This is a genomic window from Polyangium sorediatum, from assembly GCF_029946465.1.
Classification (GTDB): Bacteria; Myxococcota_A; Polyangia; order Polyangiales; family Polyangiaceae; genus Polyangium; species Polyangium fumosum.
On the sequence record NZ_JARZHI010000010.1, the window covers coordinates 106,176 to 128,568 of the forward strand.

Consider the following 22,393-nt stretch of genomic DNA (forward strand, 5'->3'; position numbering starts at 1 on the left):
GCACGCCTTGCGTTTCGTGACGACGCGATCTGTCGCGCTTCGCGTTCTCCGGAGCGAGTTTCTGTGGATCTGCCCCGCGGCACGTCCGTTGCGATGGCAGCTTTGCCATGACCACCCGACATGCCGTCGTTTGGCTCGATCACAATGAGGCCCACATTTTCCACCTCACGCCCGAGAGTTATGCCGGGGAGGTGATCAGGTCACCCCACGCGCATTCGAAGCTGCACCGCAAGGCGGGTCCGAAGGCCTCGTCGGGGCACGCGAGCGAGGACCCGCATTATTATCACGATGTCGCGATGCTCCTCGCCGGCACCGAGGAGATCCTCGTGGTCGGGCCCGCGAACGCGAAAGACGCGTTCGTCCGGCACCTGGAGAACCACCACCACGACCTGAAATCGAGGGTCGTCGCGGTGGAGACCCTCGATCACCCGACCGACAAGCAAATCGCCGCCCATGCGCGCGCGTACTTCAAGCGCGAGGGGACGCTGTAGGGTGGCTCAGCCCTCGAGCATGCGCGCGAGGCCGCGGAGCGGGATGGTGAGCCAATCGGGACGATTGTCGAGCTCGTAGCCGATTTCGTAAATGCATTTTTCGAGCACGTAGAAATCGAGGAGCAGGTCGATGTCGGGGTCGTGTTTCGGGAGAAACTCGCTCCCCGCGGCCGCGCCGAGGTACCCGGCGAGGTAGACGGCCTCGGCCCAGGCGGCCCATGCATTCGTCCAGGGTTCGAGCACGGGCACGTCCTCGGGACGCGCGCGGCCGGAGGCGAGGGCGGAGGCCGCCGCATAATCGAAGGAGCGGAGCATACCGGCCACGTCCCGGAGCGGGGTGCGGCGGTAGCGGCGCGTCGCGAGCGGGCGCATGGGTTCGCCCTCGAAATCGATGAAGACGAAATCGTCGCCGGTGAAGAGGACCTGGCCGAGGTGGAAGTCGCCGTGGCAACGGATCCGCGTGGCGTCGACCTTGCGCGCGCCGATCGCCTTGAACCGCCGGTCGACCTCGTCCTCGCGTCGCACGATCTCTCGCGCGAGCTCTGCCGCGCCCTCGGGCAAGGCGCGCGCCCGCCGGCGAAGCGCGTCGAAGGTGCGCGCGAGCATCGTGTGCGCGCCCTGATAAAGGGATTGCTGGTGCAAGGTGGAATAAGGCTCGCGGCCGAACGTGCCATCGGTCGTGTCGGCCGCGAGCGCCGCGTGGAGCTCGGCCGTCCTCTGGCCGAGTTTGTTCAGCCAAACCACCTGCGCGCCGAGCAGGTCGTGCGCGAGGGGCGGCGTCGCGCCGCGCGCGCGCTCGGTGAACGTGCCCCGCGGCAGGGGCGGCACGGCGCCCGAGCGCGCGGCTTCATCGGCGAGGACCCTCTCGAAGAAGAGGTCGATGGATTCGAGCGCGAGCTGGAACGCATTCCCCCGGCTCGGCACCCATTGCTGGACCATCCCGAGCACTGTGCGATCACGCCCGGTCACCTGGTATTCGATGGCGCCCCCGAGTCGCGGGACGTTGGGGTAGCCTTGCGCGTCGAGGAACGCCTGGACCTCGAACTCGGGATTGATGCCCTCCTCGACCTGGCGGAAGAGCTTGAGCATCACGGATTCGCCATACACGAGGATGCTGTTCGATTGCTCGGCCGAGAGGAGCCGGCCGCGCTCGGTGGCCTCCTCGGGCACGTTTTGCAGGAAGGGATGCGGGACGAACCGGATCTCGCCGCGCGCCCCGGCAAACCTCGCGCCCTGGCGCACGAACCGAAGGAGCGCATTCGCGAGATCGGGGTCGACGAGCGCGTCGACGAGCGTGCCTTCGATGACCTCGGTGTGCCCATTGCTCACGTGCAGCCGAACGGCCGCGATGACGGCGTGGGCCGCGCTGGTTTCGAGCTCTCGCGCGCGCTCGCCCGTCACGAAGGCGATGGGCAGGACGTAGGTCTCTGGAGGCCCTGAGGCGAAATCGACGCGGACGAAGAGGAGCCACGCGAGCGGGGCGCTGGGATCACCGAGAGGAATGGCGTCCAGGATCGTGGCGCTCGAACGCGCGCGGCCTTTGCTGCGGAAATACCGCCGCGTCGCGAGGTCATTGCAGAGGACACGTTCGAGCGCGCGCCGCCCCTCGGGCCGCTTCACGAGGCTCTCGATGGATTGCTCGGCGAGCAGGACCGGGAGCCTTTCGCGCGCGGCGATCGTGAGAGGCGCGGTGCGCTCGAGGCCGAACCAGAAGAAATCGTGTGGCCCGAGCGAGAGCGGGTATTTGCCTTCGACCTCGGGGAAGCGGGTCCGGCCGAAGAGCTCCGTGGGCACCATGCCGCGGAAGCGCGAGAGGTCGAGCTCGACGAACTGGCCATACCGCGAGAGGTTCGCGACGACGAGCACGTGCTCGTCCCGGTGGGAGCGGATGAACGCGAGGACGCGGTGGTTGTCGGGCTGGAGGAACTCGATCGTGCCGCGGCCGAAGACCTCGTATTGCTTGCGCAGGCCGATGAGGCGCTTCATCCACCAGAGCAAGGACTGCGGGTTCGCCTGCTGGGCTTCGACGTTGACGGCCTCATAATGGAACTCGGGGTCGACGATGACGGGCAGGTAGAGCCGCTGCGGGTTGCAGCGGGAAAACCCCGCATTGCGATCGGAACTCCATTGCATGGGCGTGCGGACGCCGTCGCGGTCACCGAGGAAGATGTTGTCGCCCATGCCGATCTCGTCGCCGTAATAGAGGACGGGCGTGCCCGGCAGCGAGAAGAGGAGCGCGTTCATGAGCTCGATGCGGCGGCGCGTGCGCATGAGCGGGGCGAGGCGGCGGCGGATGCCGAGGTTGATGCGCGCGTTGCGCTCCTCGGCGTAGACCTTGACCATGTAATCGCGGTCCTCGTCGGTGACCATTTCGAGCGTGAGCTCGTCGTGGTTCCGGAGGAACGTCGCCCACTGGCAGGACTCGGGGATCGACGGGGTCTGGCGGAGGATGTTGACGATGGGAAAGCTGTCTTCGAGCTCGACTGCCATGAACATGCGCGGCATGAGCGGGAAATGGAAGTTCATGTGGCACTCGTCGCCGGCGCCGAAATACGCGGCGGCGTCGGTGGGCCACTGGTTCGCCTCGGCGAGGAGCATGCGGCCCTCGTGGCGAGAATCGACGTGGGCGCGGAGTTTTCTCAGGAACGCGTGCGTCTCGGCGAGGTTCTCGCAGTTCGTCCCCTCGCGTTCATAGAGGTACGGCACGGCGTCGAGGCGCATGCCGTCGACGCCCATGTCGAACCAGTGATCGACGACCTTGAGCAGCGCCTCGTGGACGGCGGGGTTGTCGAAATTGAGGTCGGGCTGGTGGGCATAAAATCGGTGCCAGTAGTAAGCCCGCGCGACGGGATCCCAGGCCCAGTTCGAGCTCTCGAAATCCTGGAAGATGATGCGCGCCTCCTCGAAGCGGTTCGGCGCGTCGCTCCACACGTAAAAATCACGGTACGGGTCGCCGGGCGGGGCGCGGCGCGCGCGCTGGAACCAGGCGTGCTCGCTCGACGTGTGATTGAGGACGAGCTCGGTGATGACGTGGATGTCCCGCTCGTGGGCCTCGCGGAGCAGGCGGGCGAAGTCCTCGCGCGTACCGTAACTCTCGCTGACGCCCGTGTAATCGGCGATGTCGTAGCCGCCGTCCCGGAGCGGCGAGGGATAGAACGGCAGGAGCCAGATGGCCGTGACGCCGAGGTCCTGGAGATAATCGAGCTTGTACGTGAGCCCCGGGAGATCCCCGATCCCGTCGCCGTTCTGATCGTTGAACGCGCGGACGTGCAGCTCGTAGACGACGGCGTCCTTGTACCAGAGGGGATCGCGTTTCATAGGAAATACTCGTAATCGGTCTCTCTGCGGGCGAGCCTCCGCGCATGGAAGACACAGGCGGGCGAGGTCCGCGGATCGAGCTCGACCCAGTTTCGCTTTCCTCGGAACGTATAACGCGCGCTGCTCAGGAGGTCATGGACCTCGAAGCCTCGGCCCGCGTCCGTGAGGCCCGGCAGATCGAGCTCGACCCACGCGCCGTGCTGGTGATACGGATCGAGGTTGACGACGACGATCAGCGTATCGTCCCCGTGCGTCTTGCCATAGGCTAGGATGAGGTCGCTGTCCGTCTGGAAAAATTGGAGATTGTCGTTGCGCGCCAGCGCAGGGTGCTCCATCCGGATGCGGTTGATGCGCGTGATCATGGGGCGCAGGCTGTCCGGGCGGCGGAGGTCCCAGCGGCGGAGTTCGTATTTCTCGCTGTTCGCATATTCCTCGGCGCCCTCGCGCGGGGGATTGTGCTCCATGAGCTCGAACGCCGGGCCATACATGCCGTACGAGCTCGACAGCGTGGCGGCGAGGACGAGGCGGATGAGGAATGCCGCGGGCTCGCCGTTCTGGAGGTGCTCGGGCAGGATGTCGGGGGTGTTCGGCCAGAAGTTCGGCCGGTAAAACTCGGCGACCTCGGTCTTCGTGAGGTCGTGCATGTAGGACGTGATCTCGTCCTTGGAGACACGCCAGGTGAAATAGGTGTACGACTGGGTGAAGCCGCGTTTGGCGAGGCCATGCATGAGCGCGGGGCGCGTGAATGCCTCGGAGAGGAAAATGACCTCGGGGTGGTCGCGCTTGATCGAGCGGATGACCCACTCCCAGAACGGCAGGGGCTTCGTGTGCGGGTTGTCGACGCGGAAGAAGCGGACGCCGCGGGCGATCCAGAACCGGAAAATGCCTTCGAGCGATCGCCAGAGTTCGGGCCACTCTTCGGCCTCGAAATCGAAGGGGTGGATGTCCTGGTACTTCTTGGGAGGATTCTCGGCATGCCGGGCGGTGCCGTCGGCGCGGCGCGGGAACCACCCCGGATGCTCCTGGACCCAGGGGTGATCCGGCGAGGCCTGCAAGGCGATGTCGAGCGCGACGTCGATGCCGAGGCGCGCTGCGGCCTGGAAAAATCGATCGAAATCGTCGAGGGTGCCGAGCGAGGGGTGCACCGCGGTATGGCCGCCCTCGGGCGCGCCGATGGCCCAGGGGCTGCCGACGTCGCCCCGCTGCGCGACGAGGGTGTTGTTTTTCCCTTTGCGGTTCGTCTGGCCAATCGGATGGATCGGCGGGAGGTACAGGACGTCGAAGCCCATTTCGGCGACGTACGGCAGGCGCGCCTCGGCGTCGGCGAAGGTGCCGTGGCGACCCTCGGGGCCGAAGGAACGGGGAAAAAGCTCGTACCAGGTGGAGAAGCGGGCCTTTTCGGGGTCGACGACGACTTCGAGGATGCCCGGGTATCGCGTGGCGAGGCGGCGGTCGGGGTGCCGCGCGGCGGCCACGCACAGGCCGCTGTCGAGCGCGAGCGTGATTCGTTCGGTGAGCGGAATCGTGTCGTCGCGCAGACGCGCAGCCACGGCCGCGAAGGAGCGGGCGTCGTCGCCGGTCGCATCCTTGGCGGCCTGTTCGAGCAGAGTCGCGCCGTCGAGGATGTCGACGGAGACGTCCTGCGCCGCCTCGACGCGTTTCTTGAGGTCGCGGCGGAACGTGCCGAACCGATCGATCAAGGCCTCGATGGTGTATTGCCAGAGGCCGATCGTGTCGGGCGAAAACGATGCGATGAATCGATCGGGCTCCGCGGTGGCTTCGAGCTTGGCCGAGAGCCAGGGCGGATCGGGATCCCCGATGGACGGCGCGGGGCGATAGAGGAGCGAGCAGGCGAGCAGGTCGTGCCCGTCGGCGTACACGAGGGCCGAGACGTCGATGCGATCGCCGAGGATTCGCTTGATCGGGAAGCGCCCGCCGTCGATCTCGGGACGGACGCGCTCGATCTGCACACGCCGGCGGCCTTCTTCAGGGAGCTTGTCGAGATCCACCGAGGCGCTTCGATGCGCCGCAGGCGAGGGGAGTTGTCCGAGCGGGCGGGCCCGGGAAGAGAAAGGTTGTCGTCCGGCCGAGGTCCAGGGTAAGAGCGGACGTCGTGATCAAAGCCTCCCTGGATCCCCATTTGCGCGCCCGCATCCTCACGTCCCGGCCCCTGCCCGGGGTGCGAGCGGGATCGGCGCTGGTTTGGCACGACCAACGATTGCTCGTGATCCAGGACGACGCCTTCTCCGTGGTGTGGGTCGATCCGGCGTCGGGTGTGATGTCGCGCGTGAGGCTCGAAGGGAGCGGGGAGGAGCTGCCGAAATCCAAAAAACCGGATTTCGAGGCTGCGTTCGTGGGGCCGGGGCGGGTCGTGACGGTGCTCGGGTCGGGCTCCGCGGCTGTGCGTCGGCACAAGGCGTCGGTGGATCTCGATTCGGGCCGCGTGCAGGTCACGGACCTCGGGCCGCTCTTCGACGCCGTCGAGGCGCGGATCGGCGTCCGGCCGAACATCGAGGGCGCGTTGCTGGCGGGCGAGGTCTTGCGCCTCTTCCATCGCGGCGCGGGGCCCGGGGCGAGCGCGACCGTGGATGTGGCCGGGAGCGTGCTCCAAGGCCACGCGGTGGAGATTTTCGGGCACACGTCGTACGATCTCGGATTCGCGGAGGGCGTGCCGCTGCATTTCACGGACGCGTCGGCGTTCGGCGGGCGGACGCTTTACCTCGCCGTCGCCGAGGGGACGCCGAACGCAATCGACGACGGACCGGTCGTGGGCGCCGCCGTTGGGTTTGTCACGGGCGAGCAGGCGCGTTATGCCATGCTCGAAGAACCCTCGGGGGAGGGCTCGTGCCGCAAGGTCGAGGGGATCACGTTCGATCCGGAGCGAAAGACGATCTGGGCCGTCACCGATCCCGACGATCCCGAGCGGCCTGCGGAGCTTTGCGCGATCGCGCTGGAAGGGTTTTTCTGAGGCGAGGCCGCGGCTTCACCACGACGACGGCCGCCTCCGCGAGGAGACGACCGGGACGAGCTCGTTCGGCGTCAAGAGATCCTTGGTGCGCCAACCTTGGAGGTCGTACTCGTCGAGGCAGCGGCCCGCGAAGGCCTTGCAGCGCTCGGCGAGGCCACTCGTGGTGGCCGCGGAGAGCACATCGATGCGCATGTCGTCGGCGCTCTCCAGGCGGTCGCCCGAGGCGAAATGGCTGTCGATCTGGCCGCCGAGCGCGTCCCAGAGCAGCTTCGTGAGCTTGACCCGATCGAGCGCGGTGTAGCCATTCTCGCCACGCACGAAGCGCTCGAGGTACGCCCGCGTCTCGGGGTTCATGAAGTCGCTCGCGTTCGCGGAGAGGAAGACCTGGCCGGTGCCCACCGCCCGCTCGATGACGTCGCGCAGCCGCGGATAAGCGAGGGTCGAAAAGATGCGGAAGGACAAACCATGTTCGGGGTTCGGGAGCAAGGCGCCGTTCGCCCAGGGCGCCGGGACCCGCGCCTGCGCCTCGGTCAGGCCCCAGAACAGATTGCGGTAGGAGAGGACTTCGCCGAGCGCGGCGCGTACCTCCGGCGAGCCGCCCGTGCCCGCCGCCTCGACGGAGCGCAAAAGCAGGCCCGCGAGGAATTCGAGCTTGATGCTGAGGCGCGTGCACTCCTGGAAGCTCGCGCGCGCGGCGAAGGAGGCGCGCTGGAAGGCCGCGGCTCGTCCGTCTTCATCGCGATACAGAAATACGTTTTCCCAGGGGATGAGGACCTCGTCGAACGAAAGGACGGCGTCGTCCTCTTCGAGGCGGCTCGTCAGCGGGTGGTCGAAGGGGCTGCCGTGGAGCTTCGTGTTCGTGGTGGCGCTCGCGCGGCATTGCAGCTTCACGCCGCGGCTGCCCATGGGCACGACGAACGAGAGGGGGATCTCCTCGTCGCCCACGATCCCCGGATGCACGACGAAGCTGCCATGGGAGAGCGCCGCGACCGAAGGGACGGGCGTCGCGCCATTGAGGACGATCCCCGCGTCGGTCTCGCGCTCGACGTAGAGAGGCGCCGGGGCCGCGGCATTCGGCGGGTGCGTGCGTCGTTCGAGCATCGCGTGATGGAAAAAGAGGGCCTGCGTGCTCGCATTGCGATACCAGGTCCGCGCGTTGTCGGCGAAGCGGCCATAGACCTCGGGCGCGGCGCCGAGCGTCGCGACGAGGCTCGCGCCTTCCTCCGGGCTTTGCCCCATCCAGCCGTACGTGATGCGCGCCCATTCTGCGATGGCGTCGCGCGTCGCCACGAGATCGTCGATGCTCCGCGGGATGCAGAAGAAGCGGTGCGTCCGGGCGCCCGAGCCGAGGGCCGTCTCGGCCGTGAGCGCGCTTTGCCGCGCGGGATCGTGCAGGGCGTCGTAGAGGCGCGCGAGCATCCGCGTGGCGTTGCGGAAGACCGGGTGGTTTGGCAGGTCGGTGACGCGCTCGCCGCGGATCCAGACGTCACGCCCGTCGCGCAGGCTCTCGAGGTACTCCGCGCCGGTGAGCGGGCGCATGCGAGGGGCCGCGGTGCCATTCGTGCGAGGGGCGCTCATGACGTCGTCTCCTGGGCAGCCCGGTAGTCTAGCCCGGTCTGCCCGTTCTACCGCAGATTTCGTCGAGAATATCCCGCAGCGTCGCGAAAGGACCGCGCTTTTTTTGGCGCCCCCGGCTGTCCGGTGCAACATCGCGGGCGCCCCATGCGGAGCTCGCTCGTCCGAACGGTCGCCCTCGCCTGCGCGCTCGCCCTCGGCGCAGGCTGCTCGCGCGAGGTCGCGGAACTCGACGCGTCCTTCCTTCTGCCGCCCCTCTCCACGGCCGAACCACGCGCCGCGCTCGCCCTCGACTGCGACGATCTGCCCAACCTGTCGCCCGAAGAAGCCGCCCGTCCGCCGTTATCGCCGCCGCGCCTCGAAAAGTCGACACCACGGGGAAAACCGCCGGCCTGGAATGCCGTCGCGGACGTGACGCTGCCGGATCCGGTCGCGGACAAGGTCGACGCGATCGACGAGGCGTACTTCCGGCGGACGGGAAAACACGTCACGGTCACGAGCGGGACGCGGGACGCGGCGCGGCAGGCCAAGGCCATGTACAAGATGCTGCGCGTCGGCGGGGATCCGCTCCGGCTCTACCGGAACAAGGAGGCTGCGCGCGAGATCACGCAGGCCTACGAGAAAGCACGCGCGGCGCGGAAGGAGCCGGACGACGTCGTGGCCGCGATGTACGAGGTGCTCAAATCGCAGATCGCCCGCGGCGTGTACATTTCGGCGCACCTCCGCGCGGGGGCCGTGGACGTGCGAAGCCGCGACATGTCGTCGTCCGACAAGAAGGCATTCGTCGCGGCCGTGAACGACGCGAAAGGCGTGACCCTGCTCGAAGAGTCAGCGCCGCCGCACTGGCATTTGCAGGTCGATTGAAGGCGCGTCAGGCGAGCGCGGCCGCCCATTGCGCGATTTCGCGCCAGACGGGGAGCGAGCGCGCGTCGGTCACGAGCCCCATGTGATCCGGCGCGCGGCCTTCGTGCTCGGCGTGCGTCACGACGCGCAGCCTCTTCTCCGCGCTGCCGATGCGGGAGAAGAAACGCGAGACGGAGGCAGGGTGCGCGAGGAGTTTGTCGCCCTCGCTCGCCACGGCGAGGACCGGGCAGGCGACGCGGGTGAGCGCCTCCGCATAATCGTACCGATCGTCGATGCTGCCGTAGCGATCGGAGGACCACACCTTCCAGAACTGGCGGATGTACGGCAAGGCGACGGCGTCCGTGCCGATGCGTAATGGTTTGGGGTCAAAATAGCCGACGGCCTCCGCCGCGGCGAGCCAGGTCCGGAGCGTGGCCGCCTTCGCGGCGCGCCGCGCGGCGCTCGGTTCGTCCGAAGGGAACCAGAAGTTCCCGGCGATCGAGGCGATCGCGTCGGGGGCCTTGTCCGGAAAAACGCCGGCCGACACGAGCGCCGCGTGTGCGCCGAGGCTGTGGCCGACGACGATCACGCGCTTGTCCGGGAACAGGGAGCGGGTGAGGCCGACGAGCGCGGGCACGTCGAAGAGGACGCAATCGTCGTACGTGTACCGCGCGCCTTCCCGCGCGGAGGGGCCGCTCTCGCCGTGGCCGCGCAGGTCCATGGAGATGACCGAGAGCCCGGCCGCGGCGAGGGTCGCGGCGAGGCCCGCGCCGCGTGGTTTGTCCATGCTCCTGCGGCTCGCCATCATCGCGTGCAGGAGCAGCGCCACCGCGGGCCGCGCGCCTTCGGCGAGGACCTCGCCGCGCAGGTGCCAGCCGTCGTCGGTCCGGGCGGAGACAGGCCCGATTGCGATCATGGAGACGAGGCTACCACGCGCCGCGTCCTTCGCTACAGTGCGCGCCATGCTGGACGAACTGCCGATCCCCCTGTTCGCCGCGCAGCCCGGCGTGACGCCGGGATGGGTGATCCGCAACCTCCCCACCTGGGCGTACACGAAGTCGGTGTACGGCGTGGCCATGTGGCAGTGGGTCGCGCTGCCGCTCGCGTTCGTGCTCTCGATGCTCATCGGCGCCCTCGTGTCCGCGCTTTTCGTGCGCCTCACGATGCCGATCGCCCGGCGCACGGCGACGAAGTGGGACGACGAGCTGCTCGTCGCGCTCCGCGGGCCCGCGACGCTCTTCTTCGGGACGACGGCGTTCTGGTCCGTGGAACCAGCGATCGCGCTGCGCCGCGCGGCGAGCGACGTGGTGGGCCGCGGCGTCGACGCGTTGCTCGTCGCGAGCCTGCTCTGGGGCCTCTTCGGCCTGCTCGATGTGCTCGCCCACCGCGTGGGGGCGCGGATCGCGAAGGCGGGCGACACGAAGGATCGCGGCGGCGCGCTCTCGCTCGTGGCGATCTCGACGAAGGCCGCGAAGGTCCTGCTCGTGATTTTCGGGTTCATCGTGGTGCTCGGGCAGCTCGGCCTACAGGTGACGGGGATCATCGCGGGCCTCGGGATCGGCGGCATCGCCGTCGCGCTCGCGAGCCAGAAGACGCTGGAGAACCTGTTCGGCTCGTTCACGATCGGCGTGGACCGGCCGCTGCACATCGGCGATTACGTGAAGGTCGACGATCTCGTGGGGACCGTGGAGCAGATTGGCCTGCGCTCGACGCGGATCCGGACGCTCGACCGGACGCTCGTGACGATGCCGAACGGGCGGCTGTCGGACATGCGGATCGAGAACTACAGCGTCCGCGACCGGCTGCGCCTGCACACGAAGCTCAACCTCGTGTACGCGACGCGCCCCGCCGTGGTGCGGCAGATCGTGGAGGAGATGCGCGGTTATCTCGCCGAGCGGCCGGGCATTTACCCCGACGCGATCAACGTGAACTTGATCGGCATCGGCGAGTCGGCGCTGACGATCGAGGTGATGGTCTGGTTCGACTCCTCCGAGTGGACGGAGTTTCTTACGTGGCGGGAGGAGATCCTGCTCGGGTTGATGGAAATCGTCGAGAAAAACGGCTCGGCGTTTGCGTTTCCGACGCAGACGGTCCACGTGGCGTCGTATCCGTCCCCTCCGCAGCCGCGCCCGGCCGAAAAGGAGGCCCAAGCGGTGAGGCTTTACAGCGCGACCGATCTGAAGGATACGTGACAAAAGTCCGAGACGAGGAGGCCCCGTGGCAAGCTGGCGAGACGAGCTCATCGAGGCAGCGAAGACCAAAGCGGAGCGCGACGCCGAGGAGCAGGAACGGCATCGAAAGCGCGTCCAAGAGGCGCTCCACACGGCCGAGGCCGCGCTCTCGCTGGGCGCCGAGGCGCTGCGCTTCACCCGCGACCGGCTGCGCGACAAGGGGCAAGTGCCCACGTTCGGCGAGCAGGCGGACGACTACAAGCTGAAGCTCGGCGATTTCAGCCTGCGCGTAGAGCTCGCCCGGGACGCGGCCGTCGTGCGCGTGACGTTCGGCGACGGCAAGCCGCGCGAGTTCGACTTCGCCAAGGACCGGCACATCGCGCCCGCCGACGTCGAGGAGTACATCGGCCGCCGCGCCGTCGAGCTCGTACGCACGGCCCAGAAGTCATCCCCCTGGTGATCACCTGGGGGTATAGCTCGGACAAGCCGAGTTATGCCCCCGCACCCCCGTTCGTGGTAGAGGCGTTGGCGTGAAGCCGACCCTCCTGCCGCGCCTGCGTGGGCGCCTCGCGATCCACGCGTCCCTCCTCGCCCTGCTCGCCGCCTGTGGCCCCGCGGCCGAGCCCGTCACCCCGCCGCCGCCCGTGCCGCCGGAGCTGGCCCAAGCGGCGGCGCCGAAGGCGGAAAACCCCATCGAAAAAGGGGATCCGCAGCGGATCGACGCGGACGTGAAGCAACTCGCGTCGGACGCGTTCGCCGGTCGTGGCACGGGCGATGCGGGCGCGCAGCAAGCCGCCGAGCACGTGGAGAAGCGCTTCCGCGAGCTCGGGCTCGAGGCGTTCGGAGATGCGGACGGGAGCGGGAAGAGCTTCAAGCAGAAGTTTTCCGCGCGCGTCGGCGCGAAGGTCGAAGCGCCGACGGTCTCGCTCGCGAAGAAGGGGCAGAAGGCGGCGAAGACGCCCGCAGCGGCCGACGTGATCACGGCGGAAGGCGCGCAGACGGGCGAGGCGAAGGGCGAGGTCGTGTTCGTCGGGCACGGCGTGACGGCGCCCGCGGCGTCGTGGGACGACTACGCGGGCAAGGAGATCGCCGGGAAGGTGGCGCTGATCGTGGACGGCGCGCCGAAGCCCGAGTCCGGCGGCAAGAACGCCGAGGCGCTGCGCGACTTCAAGAGCGTGCGGTACAAGCTGCGCACCGCCCGCGAGCACAAGGCCGTCGCGGCGATCGTGGTGGCCGCAGGCGAGGAGCTGCCGGCCGCGCCGGAGAACGCGAGCGGGATGGGCATCCCCGCCGTGGTGATCAAGCGGAGCGCGGCGAAGGCGTTGTTCCCGGAGATCAAGTGGGACGACGCCGCGGTGAGCGCGCCGAAGGCCGCCGTGAAGCCGAAGGCGCTCGCGGGCACGGAGCTCTCTGTGGCGACGCGGATCGAGCCGACGTTCGCGGACGCGTGGAACGTGGTCGCGCGGCTTCCTGCCCGCGCGGGGACGAAGACGGCCGAGGAGTACGTCGTCGTCGGCGCGCACTACGATCACCTCGGCAAGGGCGGCACGTCGCACTCGCGCGCGCCGGGCTCGCGCGAGATTCACCACGGCGCGGACGACAATGCCTCGGGGACGGCGCTCCTGCTCGACGTGGCGCGGCGTTTCTCGAAGCTCGCCGAGAAGCCCGCGCGGAACATCGTGTTCATCGCGTTCGGCGCAGAGGAGCTCGGCACGCTGGGTTCGCGGCACTGGGTGGAGCACCCGCCCGTGCCGATCGGCTCGGTGACGGCGATGATCAACGCGGACATGGTCGGGCGGATGCGTGACCGGACGCTGGTCGTCGACGGCACGGGGACGGCGGCGGCGTGGCCGGAGCTCGTGAACGCGGCGAACACGGGTCTCTCGCTCACGCTGAAGCTCGGCGCCGAGGGGTTCGGCGCGAGTGATCACGCCTCGTTCACGGCGGCGCGTGTGCCCGTCGCGTTCCTGTTCACGGGCGTGCACGACGACTACCACAAGCCGAGCGACACGGCCGACAAGGTCGATGTGGGCGGCATCGACCTCGCCGCGACGCTCGCCGCGCGCCTCACGCAAGCGGTCGCGGAGCGCCCGGAGCGTCTCGCGTTCGTGGAGGCGCCGGCGGCGCATGATCCGCACAAGGGTGGCGGCGGGGGCGGCGGGCGCGCCTTCCGCGTCTCGCTCGGCTCGATCCCGGACTACGCGTGGCAGGGCAAGGGCGTGAAGCTCACGGGCGTGCGTCCGGACGCACCCGCGGCGCGCGCGGGCCTGCAGGCGGGGGACATCATCGTGAAGCTCGACAAACACGAGATCACGAACGTGCACGACTATACCTTCGCGCTCGGCGATCTGGAGCCGGGTCGCGAGATCACGGTCGAGGTCGAGCGCGACGGCAAGCGCGTGGCGCTGAAGATCATCCCCGCCCCGGGCCGATGAGCGAACGGTACACGACGTCGTCGAGGCTGGGCCTCGGCTTCCTTTTCTGCGTCGCGCTCGCCACCTCGGCGACGGCCCCCGCGTGCTCGGGCGGTTCCACGCCGGCCGCGCCCGACGCGTCTGCGGACGCCGCGATCGAAGCTGCGGAGGCGGCTGCCGAGCTCGACGCCGCGCTCGCGGATGCAGCGCTGGATGCAGACGCGGACGCGGACGCCGATGCGTCTGCGGATGCGTCTGCGTCGCTGCCTGGGACGAGCGAGGGTTGTCCGGGCGACATGGTGCTCGTGGCTGGCGAGTATTGTCCGCTCGTGCAGCAGAGGTGCACGGAGCACCACGACGAATTCGAGAAGGACCAGGCAAAGAAGAAAAAAGCTTCCGAGCAGGGCGAGGGCTCCGGGGCGAGCACGGTGAGCGAGCGTTGCATGCGGTACGAGGAGCCGTCGGTGTGCCTCTCGAAGAAGCGCACGCCGATGCGGTTCTGCATGGACCGTTATGAATGGCCAAACCAGAAAGGCGAGCTGCCGGCGCTCCTGGTCTCGTGGGGCGACGCGCAGAAGCTCTGCGAGGCGAAAGGAAAGCGGCTCTGCGCGGAGGCCGAGTTCAACTTCGCCTGCGAGGGCGAGGCGATGCTGCCGTACACGTACGGCTACGAGCGCGACCCCACGGCGTGCAACATCGACAAACCCTATCGAAAACGCGAAAAGAAGCTCTTCAAGTACGAGCGGTGCATGAAGCGCCCGGAGTGCAAGGCCGAGCTGGAGAAGCTCGACCAGCGCTTGCCGACGGGCTCGATGCCGCGCTGCGTGTCGCCGTTCGGGGTGTACGACCTGAACGGCAACATCAATGAATGGGTGGTGCGGCCGAAGCAGAAATACCCGAACCGGAGCGGCCTGAAAGGCGGCTGGTGGGGCCCGGTGCGCGGCCGCTGCCGGCCGACGGTGGGGTTCCACAAGGAAGACGATTACGGCTACGAGGAGGGGTTCCGCTGCTGCAAGGAGGCGGAGGGGACGTGAGGGAGCGGACGGGCGTCAGTGCCCGTTCGTCGCGGCGAGCCAGGTGGCGAGGTCCTCGGGCGATAGATCGAGGACGACATCGCCCAGCCGCTCGGCGCCCTGTTGAAGGAGCCGCTCGGCCAACGTCGCACGTTCGGTCGGTGTGAGCGGGCGGCGGAGGCGGCGCTCGAACTGATGCGCGAGCGGGGCGAGGCCCGTCTGGAGGCCCTCCTCACGACCCTTCTGCCGACCGTCCTCCAACCCTTCCTTGTAAATCCAGTTCTGCATCACCAGCTCCCTGGGTAACATCGTTCTTACCACACTTCGGAGATCACGGCCTCGCTGATCCGCTTCCGCGAGGACCGCCATCGCCACCCCGAGCTCCTCGAATGCCTCGGGCGATACCTGCGCCCGGAGATCCTCCATGACCCGCCGAATGCAGGGCTCGTCCGCATCCAACGCGAGCGGCGCGAAGATGAGCCAGAAGGGGCCGCGCGCCGCGAGCTCGGCGACGGTCCGCTGATACACGGGCTCGATGCGAAAATGCACCCCCGAGAACGGCGCATCTGGGGGCGAGAGGCGGTACGAACCATGCGGTGGCCAGGGCTCCGCTCGGCCTCCCAGGAGCACGACCACGCTCTCGATCGGCGGCACGAGCTGCGAGCCCGCGCGGCTCTCGGCCGCCACGGCGAGCGCCATCAACGACTGGTACTCGTAGCTCCGGAACGGCATATTTGCAGGCATGTCGCCCTGCCATTCGAGGTGGAGCAGCCTCCGCTCGCCCTTCACCTCGACATCGAGCGTGCGGTCGAGCTCGCGATGGCGCGAGGCAATCTGCGTTTCGAGGACGGTCGCCGAGAGCGGGCCCTTCACGCCAAGCAAGCCCCGCGCGAGGTCCTCGGGAAAACGGTGCGAGACGTGGCGGAGGATCAGGTCGACGCTGTCGTTCTCTTCCACGGAATCGTTCATCGAACCTCCTTCCTGGACGGCTGCGCAACGCTTACGTTTGTCCGATGGATCCGTCAAGAAAAACGTTTGTCGAGAAATGTGATGCCTGCGCAGTCGATTTGTGAAATGAAAACGCGCGTCGACACACCCCCACGCAGGTAGCCCCTTCTCCGTCCCCAGCACAGCCCGGCGGCCACGATCCCCGCATCTTGACCCACCGCGTCGAGCACGCCCCCGCCTCTCGTTCGGGTTTTCCACCCGCCCTCGTCTCCGCTAGGCTTCGGGCATGGGGCTAGGACATCGTGGGCAGCACGGCTTTCGCGGCGGGCTCGGGCTCGCGGCGGTGCTCTTCTTCGCGGCGTGCGGCGGTAGCCAGGCCGACGGCTCGCCCCCGACGGTCGAGGGCGGCAACGCGTACGCGCCCATGCCCGGGCAAGGGACCGTCGCCGGACAGCAGGTCTCGTACGGACCGTCGACGCCTTATGGCACCACGCCCCAAGGTCAGGTCGCGGGATACGGGCAGCCACAAGCCGCGCCGACAGGCACCACGCCCCCGCCGAGCGCGCTCTCCCCCTTGTGCTCCGAGGCCACCGCGATCGTGTGCGGCGGTCATCGTTGCAATACGCAGGTCGGACGCTGCGCGATGCCCTGTGGCTCAGCGCAGGATTGCAATCCGGGATTTTCGTGTCTGGGGGCGGGCGGGCCGACGGCGATCTGCGTGCCCGGCAGCCCGTGAAGGCAGGTCAGGCCGCGCCGGGCTGAATGCCCTGCACGGCGAGCATCTTCTCACGCTCTTTTTGCTTGTCGAGGTCCTGGTACTTCGCCTCGAGCTTGTCGACGTCGAGCTTCACGATCCGGCCCCAGAGCATGAACGTCGGGCCAAGCACCGAGCCGTAGCATTCGGCCTTCACCCGCTCGTCGTAATAGGGATATGCGGCGTGGTGGAAGCTCTTCAGGTTGTAGAACGGGATCCCCGGGTACTTGTGGTGCTCGTTGTGATACGTGACGTTGTTCCACAAGAAATTGAGGAAATCGCTCTTCGTCCCGTAGGTGCGTGAGCTGTACGCGTCGTCGTCTGTCGCCGGCATCTCGAAATGCTCGATCATCGACGTCACGCTGGCGAGGATCGCCCCGAAAATGAAGGGCAGGGCGAAGCAGAAGAACCATACCTGAAACGGCATGTACCAGGCCGCCAGGCCCACGAGCGAGAAGTAGCCGATCGTCTCGAGATGCGTCCGTAGCTGGAGCGCCGGCGTGAGGCGCTTCATGTAGAACTTCAGCATCTGCCCGAGGAAATAGAACGGGTACGCGAACGTGTAGACGACGAAGAGGAAGATCTTCGCCAGCGTGGGATGTTTCGTGTAATCGGTGACCACGACGTTGTCGACGTCGGGGTACGTGTTCGTGATCTTGTGATGGTGCAGGTGATAGTTCGCGTAAAGCGTCACCGGAAACCCCGAGGGCGACCAGCACAAGAGCGCGAGCAGGTACGAGATCGTCTTCGATCGCGAGAGGTTTCCGTGCACGGCGTCGTGCCCCGCCGCCCCGAGCCCGCGGATCAGGTTCGCGATCGTCCACGCGACCACGATGCCGATCGGGATCGCGAAGCGGTGATGCTGCGTCGCGTAGAGGACCCACGCGAGGCCCGCCCAGAGACCATAATGCAGCGGGATCTTGAGCAGGTAGATCGGCTTGCGCTCGTAGGCCGCGCGCAAGATCTCCCGGGGTACCGCGTCCATGCCCTGTCCAGCCATCACTCACTCCACGTAAGAATCGTCGGGGGCGGAAGGTGGCAAAGATCGGGACAGATGACAAGCGCGGACGCTGCTAAGCCAGCGGCATGACGACGCGCATCGAGACCGACACGTTCGGACCCATCGAGGTCGAAGCCTCCCGCTACTGGGGCGCGCAGACGGAGCGCTCGCTGCACCACTTCGCGATCGGCGCCGAGCGCTTCCCGAGGCCCTTCCTCCGCGCCCTCGGCCTCGTGAAGAAGGCCGCCGCGCTCACGAACGCCGAGCTCGGGCTGCTCGGGCCGCAGGAATCGCGTTGGATCGTGGCCGCCGCCGACGAGGTGATCGCAGGCCAGCACGACGCGCATTTTCCGCTCTCGATCTGGCAGACCGGCAGCGGGACGCAGACGAACATGAACGCGAACGAGGTCATCGCGAACCGCGCCATCGAGGCGAGCGGCGGCGTGCTCGGCTCGAAGAAGCCGATCCACCCGAACGATCACGTGAACCTCGGGCAAAGCTCGAACGACGTGTTTCCGACCGCGATGCACGTCGCGATCGCGTCCGAGATCACGGCCGCCCTCCTGCCGAAGCTCGCCACGCTGCGCGCGACGCTCGCCCGGAAAGCCGAGGCGTGCGCGGAGGTCGTGAAGATCGGAAGGACGCACCTGCAAGACGCGACGCCGCTCACGCTCGGGCAGGAGATCTCGGGCTGGGTCGCGCAGCTCGATCAAGCCAAGGGGATGATCGAGCGGGCGCTTTCGCCGCTCTACGAGCTCGCGCTCGGCGGGACCGCGGTCGGGACGGGGCTCAACACGCATCCGGAGTTCGCCACGCGCGCGGTCGCGAAGATCGCTGCGCTCGCGGGCTTACCGTTCGTGCCCGCGCCGAACAAGTTCCAGGCGCTCGCCGGGCACGAGGCGATCGTGTTCGCCCACGGCGCGCTGAAGACGCTCGCCGCGAGCCTGACGAAGATCGCGAACGACGTGCGGTGGTTGTCGAGCGGGCCGCGCGCAGGGCTCGGCGAGATCACGATCCCCGAGAACGAGCCCGGCAGCTCGATCATGCCGGGCAAGGTGAACCCGACGCAAAGCGAGGCCGTGATCATGGTCGCGGCCATGGTGCAAGGGAACGACGTCGCCGTGGGGATCGCAGGCGCGGGCGGAACCTTCGAGCTCAACGTGATGAAGCCCCTCCTCCTGCACGCGACGCTCCAGTCGATCCGGCTGCTCGGCGACGCGATGGCCTCGTTCGAGGAGCACTGCGCGCGCGGGATCGAGCCGAACCGCGCCCGGATCACCGAGAACCTCCAGAAGAGCCTGATGCTCGTGACCGCGCTCGCGCCGCGCCTCGGCTACGACGCGGCGGCGCGTATCGCGAAAAAAGCGCACGCCGAGGGGACGACGTTGCGCGAGGCGGCGCTCGCGCTCGGGCTGCTCACGGGTGCGGATTTCGACGCGATCGTGCGGCCAGAGCTCATGATCGGCCCGAACAAATCGATCTAGCCACGCCGAACGGCCTCTGGGACGATGAGGGCATGCGTACGTTGGTCCTCGACATCGGAGGCACGGGTCTCAAGGGAAGGGTCCTCGACGGCGAGGGAAACGCGCTCACCGAGCGGGTCCGCGTCCGCACGCCCGCGCCCGCCGATCCTGAGGCGGTGCTCGCCGCGATCGCCGAGCTGATCCGCGGGCTCGGCGACTTCGATCGGGTGTCGGTGGGGTTCCCCGGCGTGGTGACGGAGGGGACGACGCGCACCGCGCCGCACCTCGACGCGGCCTGGGCCGGTTTTCCGCTCGCGAAGGAGATCGAGCGGCGCACGGGGAAGCCGGCCCGGGTGATCAACGACGCGGGGCTGCACGGGTTCGGGGTCATCGAGGGGCGCGGGACCGAGATCCTGATCACGCTCGGCACGGGGATGGGCTTCGCGCTCTACGTGGACGGGCATTACGTGCCGAACATCGAGCTCGGGCATCACCCGTTCCGCAAGCGCCAGAAGTACGAGGATCGGATCAGCAACGAGGTGCGGAAGAAGGTCGGCAAGCGCCGGTGGAACACGCGCGTCCGGGGGGTGATCGCCCAGATCGCCCCCATTTTCAATCACCGCAAGCTCTACCTCGGCGGCGGCAACGCGCGGCACGTGGAGGCCGAGGGGCTGCCGAGTGATGTCGTGCTCATCGACAACGTGATGGGCCTGCGCGGCGGCGTGCGGCTCTGGTCGGTCTGAAAGAAAGACCGGGCGCGCGTGGCCAGGGGGATCACCACGCGCGCCCGGCGACCAGAAGCCTTTGGGATCCCCTACGGAATCATCCAGGGCAGTTCGAGCTGAAAGCCCACGAGCACGCCCTGCATGCCGCGTGCCTCGGCCACCACCGTCGAGGCGGTCTCGATGGGCATGAGCTGGGCCCGCGCAGGTCCCACGTAAAGCGTGGGCTGCTCGGGGCTCTGCGGGATGAACGTCCGCATATCCGCGCCCCACAATTGCGAGGGGACGCTCACCTGTACGGCCGGCGTGAGGGCGGGCGGTGCGCCATAACGCGTGAGATCCGCGAACGCCTCGAATGCCTCGAACGTATCGAGCAAGACGCGGCGGTAGCCATCCCCGAACGGGGCGGCCGGTGTGATTTCCGAGGCGGGCTGCCAGGGCTGGCTCCCTGCCGAGAGCGGCGCCAGCGGCGCCTGTGCCCAAGCCAAAGCAGGCGTGCCGAGCGCGATCCCGATCGCGACGACCGCTCCCAGCACCTTCGTGCAAGCTCCCATCGCACGCTCCTCCATGGACGCACGCCGCGCGCGCGCCGGTGACCGTGGGAGGCGGCGAACCGCCCCCGAATCCAATGGCAAACACGAATATAGCGAGTGCCAGCGACAGTGAAAAGAGGGTCTCCTCACGCGGGCGGCATTTTCCAGCGCGCGGTCGCATCCCGACCCGCTCGCCCGAGGAGGGGCCCGACGTGCCTACGGCCCTTCCTCAGGTGGCTGCTTGCCCCGCCCGGACGTGACACAAGGCGGCAGAAATGAGGGGTACGTTGGGGGGCATGCCGCGTGGCGGCGTCACTCCCAGGTGACGTCGACCGGCGTCATCGCGCCCGCGGGGTCGAAGCGTAGCGCATACACGCCCGTCACCGTCGAGAGGAGCAGGATCGCGAATCCCTCGCGGGAGAAGAGCCGCAGGTCGAAGAGCGTCGAGAGCTTCTGGACCTGGCCGTCCTTGTAGAGGTCGTCATAGAGGATCGCGTCGTCCGCGCGCTCGATGTCTTCGGCCTTGGCATAACGCATGCGCACGCCGCCACGCTCGCCGGCCGCCCACACGACGAGCAGCTTTCCGTCGACGTCGACCGCGTCGACTTTCCGCTCGCGCGGGCCAAACTCATATTGGCCCTTCAGGATCTTGTCGAACGTGATGTCGTGCACGCGGCAGCCGGCGGTCGTGCACTGGCTCTGCGCGATTTTCGTGGCCCAGCCTTTGTCCGGGCCGCCCGGGTAGAGCCGCGTGACCACGGCCTCGGTGCCGTGGCAGGAGAGCACGCCGTCGCTGACCGTGGGCGACATCGGCGGGCTCCACTTGCCGCCGACGAGGAAGCTCATGAAATCGTTGTCGTAGCCCTTCACGCGGACGACCATGGCCTGGGACGACCGGCAGCCGCCGATGTGCGGGGATTCGTCCGCGCCGCCCTCGACGAGGCCCGGCTCGGGCAGTTCCCCGACGTCGGCGAACGAAGGCTCGGCCTGGCCCGCGAGGCCATACGGCGAGACGAAGAGGCGGCGCTCGTTCTGCTTGGTCACGCCGCGCAGGATGAGGTGGTCCCAGAGGATCTGCGTCGAGTAATAATAATTGCCGACGCGGAAATCAGGCTCGAGCTTGGTGCGTCCGGGCGCGCCGCCGGCGGGCCTGCGCGTCAGCAGGAGGTCCTTCGTCTTCTCTTCGAACCCGAGCGCCGCGGCCGCGCCGTCCTTCTTGGCATAGCCGCCATAGCTGTACATGGCGTCGATCTTGTCGCCGCTGTCCGCGCGGAAAATGCCGGCCTGGCCACGCTCGCCCGCGAAGACGAGCGGCGCGGAGTCGTCGTCGGCCGTGCCCCAGAGGCGCAGGCCGTGGCCCTTCGGCATCGAGCCCGGCAGCGATTTGCACGTGGCCTTCGCGTCCTTCGCGGCGAACGTGCAGAGGAACGGCGCCTTGTCCACGCCCTTCTCCTCGATGAGCAGTCGCATCACGCCGGCCGGATGCGCGTCCGTGTAGGCCGCCTTGAACGTGAACGCGGTGCGCGAGAGCGGCTCGCTGAGCTCGTCGAGGCGCGTGGCGTCGAGCGGACGCACGGGCTCGGGTGCGCGCGGGCCCTTCTCGACCACGACGCGCTGCACGCCGGCTTTCTTGGCCTGCGTGAAGGCCTCGTCGATCGCCTCGGAGAGGTCGCCCATGCGCGCCGTCGGCTCGCCGAGGGATTTCGCCAGGCCTTCGGCCGCGGCGCCGAGGTCCTTGCCGCCTGCCTCGGTGCGCCCCGCGCTCTTCCACACCTCGGCGACGGCGTGGCCGAGCGGCGCGCACGCGGCCGGCCAGGGTTTGTCCACGCCTGGCGTCATCCGCTCGGCGTCCGTCATCGTCATCGCTTCGAGCTGCACGCGCCGGAAGCGCTGGCTCGCGGGCTCCTTCTCGTCGAGCTCGGCGCCGATCGTGCACGTGGCGAACGCGCTCCATGCCTCGGCGATCGCCTTCGTGTTCTGCGCGTCCTGATACCGGAGCAGCCCGAAGATCCCGCCGCCTCCGAGGACGACGGCGAGCGCCCCGAACGTGAGGAGCCGGCGCGAGCGCTTCTTGCGGTCTTCCACGAGCTCGTCGATGGGCTCGGGCGGCGGCGGCTCGTGATCGGCCGCGTGCGAGGAAATGGGTTCGTTCATGATGGAGTGTTCTCCCTCCCAGGGCG

At 68.3% G+C, this 22,393-nt stretch carries 18 protein-coding genes; 10 read left to right on the top strand and 8 right to left on the bottom strand.

Annotated elements, in window-relative coordinates:
* Positions 1 to 107 precede the first annotated feature (107 nt).
* On the top strand, positions 108 to 491 hold the full coding sequence (locus tag QHF89_RS14550; protein ID WP_136966807.1) for a translational machinery protein: 384 nt from the start codon (positions 108 to 110) through the stop codon (positions 489 to 491).
* Between the two features lie 6 nt (positions 492 to 497).
* Here QHF89_RS14550 and treS read toward each other — a convergent pair whose 3' ends face one another.
* Positions 498 to 3,809, bottom strand: a complete 3,312-nt coding sequence (gene treS / locus QHF89_RS14555; protein ID WP_136966808.1) for a maltose alpha-D-glucosyltransferase — start codon at positions 3,807 to 3,809, stop codon at positions 498 to 500.
* On the bottom strand, positions 3,806 to 5,818 hold the full coding sequence (locus tag QHF89_RS14560) for an alpha-1,4-glucan--maltose-1-phosphate maltosyltransferase (RefSeq protein WP_136966809.1): 2,013 nt from the start codon (positions 5,816 to 5,818) through the stop codon (positions 3,806 to 3,808). The genes treS and QHF89_RS14560 overlap by 4 nt, the downstream gene beginning before the upstream one ends.
* Before the next feature lie 104 nt (positions 5,819 to 5,922).
* Here QHF89_RS14560 and QHF89_RS14565 point away from each other — a divergent pair, with 104 nt between their 5' ends.
* Positions 5,923 to 6,777 (top strand): DUF6929 family protein, encoded by an 855-nt coding sequence (locus tag QHF89_RS14565; RefSeq protein WP_136966810.1) that lies wholly within the window; start codon positions 5,923 to 5,925, stop codon positions 6,775 to 6,777.
* A gap of 15 nt (positions 6,778 to 6,792) precedes the next feature.
* On the opposite strand, the gene QHF89_RS14570 is transcribed toward QHF89_RS14565, so the two are convergent.
* The gene (locus tag QHF89_RS14570; RefSeq protein ID WP_284720485.1) at positions 6,793 to 8,355 is read right to left on the bottom strand and encodes a 4-hydroxyphenylacetate 3-hydroxylase N-terminal domain-containing protein; all 1,563 of its coding nucleotides are present in this window, start codon (positions 8,353 to 8,355) and stop codon (positions 6,793 to 6,795) included.
* Between the two features lie 144 nt (positions 8,356 to 8,499).
* On the opposite strand from QHF89_RS14570, the gene QHF89_RS14575 reads away from it, so the two are divergent.
* A complete protein-coding gene (locus QHF89_RS14575) occupies positions 8,500 to 9,216 on the top strand; it encodes a hypothetical protein (protein ID WP_136928742.1) in 717 nt (238 codons plus the stop codon).
* 7 nt (positions 9,217 to 9,223) lie between these two features.
* On the opposite strand, the gene QHF89_RS14580 is transcribed toward QHF89_RS14575, so the two are convergent.
* Entirely contained in the window at positions 9,224 to 10,111 is an 888-nt protein-coding gene (locus QHF89_RS14580; RefSeq protein ID WP_284720486.1) for an alpha/beta fold hydrolase, read from the bottom strand.
* A gap of 46 nt (positions 10,112 to 10,157) precedes the next feature.
* On the opposite strand from QHF89_RS14580, the gene QHF89_RS14585 reads away from it, so the two are divergent.
* The 4 genes from QHF89_RS14585 (at position 10,158) to QHF89_RS14600 (ending at position 14,814) form a co-directional block, all read left to right on the top strand.
* On the top strand, positions 10,158 to 11,387 hold the full coding sequence (locus tag QHF89_RS14585; RefSeq protein ID WP_284720487.1) for a mechanosensitive ion channel family protein: 1,230 nt from the start codon (positions 10,158 to 10,160) through the stop codon (positions 11,385 to 11,387).
* A 25-nt stretch (positions 11,388 to 11,412) separates the two neighbouring features.
* Positions 11,413 to 11,826 (top strand): hypothetical protein, encoded by a 414-nt coding sequence (locus QHF89_RS14590; RefSeq protein ID WP_136928740.1) that lies wholly within the window; start codon positions 11,413 to 11,415, stop codon positions 11,824 to 11,826.
* Between the two features lie 70 nt (positions 11,827 to 11,896).
* A complete protein-coding gene (locus tag QHF89_RS14595) occupies positions 11,897 to 13,801 on the top strand; it encodes a M20/M25/M40 family metallo-hydrolase (protein WP_284720488.1) in 1,905 nt (634 codons plus the stop codon).
* Complete coding sequence (locus QHF89_RS14600; RefSeq protein WP_136966813.1) at positions 13,798 to 14,814, top strand: formylglycine-generating enzyme family protein; 1,017 nt, start codon at positions 13,798 to 13,800, stop codon at positions 14,812 to 14,814. The genes QHF89_RS14595 and QHF89_RS14600 overlap by 4 nt, the downstream gene beginning before the upstream one ends.
* A gap of 15 nt (positions 14,815 to 14,829) precedes the next feature.
* On the opposite strand, the gene QHF89_RS14605 is transcribed toward QHF89_RS14600, so the two are convergent.
* Complete coding sequence (locus QHF89_RS14605; protein ID WP_136966814.1) at positions 14,830 to 15,762, bottom strand: RpnC/YadD family protein; 933 nt, start codon at positions 15,760 to 15,762, stop codon at positions 14,830 to 14,832.
* Between the two features lie 265 nt (positions 15,763 to 16,027).
* Between QHF89_RS14605 and QHF89_RS14610 the strand changes: the two genes are divergently transcribed.
* Positions 16,028 to 16,477 carry a hypothetical protein gene (locus QHF89_RS14610; protein ID WP_136966815.1) on the top strand — a complete coding sequence of 150 codons (450 nt, stop codon included), beginning with the start codon at positions 16,028 to 16,030 and terminating at the stop codon, positions 16,475 to 16,477.
* A 7-nt stretch (positions 16,478 to 16,484) separates the two neighbouring features.
* On the opposite strand, the gene QHF89_RS14615 is transcribed toward QHF89_RS14610, so the two are convergent.
* Positions 16,485 to 17,480 carry a fatty acid desaturase family protein gene (locus tag QHF89_RS14615; protein ID WP_284720489.1) on the bottom strand — a complete coding sequence of 332 codons (996 nt, stop codon included), beginning with the start codon at positions 17,478 to 17,480 and terminating at the stop codon, positions 16,485 to 16,487.
* 101 nt (positions 17,481 to 17,581) lie between these two features.
* On the opposite strand from QHF89_RS14615, the gene fumC reads away from it, so the two are divergent.
* Both fumC and QHF89_RS14625 read left to right on the top strand, forming a co-directional pair.
* Positions 17,582 to 18,979 (top strand): class II fumarate hydratase, encoded by a 1,398-nt coding sequence (fumC, locus tag QHF89_RS14620; RefSeq protein ID WP_136966817.1) that lies wholly within the window; start codon positions 17,582 to 17,584, stop codon positions 18,977 to 18,979.
* 32 nt (positions 18,980 to 19,011) lie between these two features.
* The gene (locus QHF89_RS14625) at positions 19,012 to 19,701 is read left to right on the top strand and encodes an ROK family protein (protein ID WP_136966818.1); all 690 of its coding nucleotides are present in this window, start codon (positions 19,012 to 19,014) and stop codon (positions 19,699 to 19,701) included.
* Between the two features lie 71 nt (positions 19,702 to 19,772).
* On the opposite strand, the gene QHF89_RS14630 is transcribed toward QHF89_RS14625, so the two are convergent.
* Both QHF89_RS14630 and QHF89_RS14635 read right to left on the bottom strand, forming a co-directional pair.
* Entirely contained in the window at positions 19,773 to 20,234 is a 462-nt protein-coding gene (locus QHF89_RS14630) for a hypothetical protein (protein ID WP_136966819.1), read from the bottom strand.
* A gap of 291 nt (positions 20,235 to 20,525) precedes the next feature.
* Complete coding sequence (locus tag QHF89_RS14635) at positions 20,526 to 22,367, bottom strand: hypothetical protein (protein WP_136966820.1); 1,842 nt, start codon at positions 22,365 to 22,367, stop codon at positions 20,526 to 20,528.
* Between the last annotated feature and the right edge of the window lie 26 nt (positions 22,368 to 22,393).

Bases quoted from the DNA above. Each gene is read 5' to 3' on its own strand.
- QHF89_RS14600 (WP_136966813.1), top strand. From the start codon at position 13,798: ATGAGCGAACGGTACACGACGTCGTCGAGGCTGGGCCTCGGCTTCCTT.
- QHF89_RS14625 (WP_136966818.1), top strand. From the start codon at position 19,012: ATGCGTACGTTGGTCCTCGACATCGGAGGCACGGGTCTCAAGGGAAGG.
- QHF89_RS14615 (WP_284720489.1), bottom strand. From the start codon at position 17,480: ATGGACGCGGTACCCCGGGAGATCTTGCGCGCGGCCTACGAGCGCAAG.
- QHF89_RS14575 (WP_136928742.1), top strand. From the start codon at position 8,500: ATGCGGAGCTCGCTCGTCCGAACGGTCGCCCTCGCCTGCGCGCTCGCC.
- treS (WP_136966808.1), bottom strand. From the start codon at position 3,809: ATGAAACGCGATCCCCTCTGGTACAAGGACGCCGTCGTCTACGAGCTG.
- QHF89_RS14610 (WP_136966815.1), top strand. From the start codon at position 16,028: ATGGGGCTAGGACATCGTGGGCAGCACGGCTTTCGCGGCGGGCTCGGG.
- QHF89_RS14585 (WP_284720487.1), top strand. From the start codon at position 10,158: ATGCTGGACGAACTGCCGATCCCCCTGTTCGCCGCGCAGCCCGGCGTG.
- QHF89_RS14605 (WP_136966814.1), bottom strand. From the start codon at position 15,762: ATGAACGATTCCGTGGAAGAGAACGACAGCGTCGACCTGATCCTCCGC.
- fumC (WP_136966817.1), top strand. From the start codon at position 17,582: ATGACGACGCGCATCGAGACCGACACGTTCGGACCCATCGAGGTCGAA.
- QHF89_RS14630 (WP_136966819.1), bottom strand. From the start codon at position 20,234: ATGGGAGCTTGCACGAAGGTGCTGGGAGCGGTCGTCGCGATCGGGATC.
- QHF89_RS14635 (WP_136966820.1), bottom strand. From the start codon at position 22,367: ATGAACGAACCCATTTCCTCGCACGCGGCCGATCACGAGCCGCCGCCG.
- QHF89_RS14550 (WP_136966807.1), top strand. From the start codon at position 108: ATGACCACCCGACATGCCGTCGTTTGGCTCGATCACAATGAGGCCCAC.
- QHF89_RS14580 (WP_284720486.1), bottom strand. From the start codon at position 10,111: ATGATCGCAATCGGGCCTGTCTCCGCCCGGACCGACGACGGCTGGCAC.
- QHF89_RS14570 (WP_284720485.1), bottom strand. From the start codon at position 8,355: ATGAGCGCCCCTCGCACGAATGGCACCGCGGCCCCTCGCATGCGCCCG.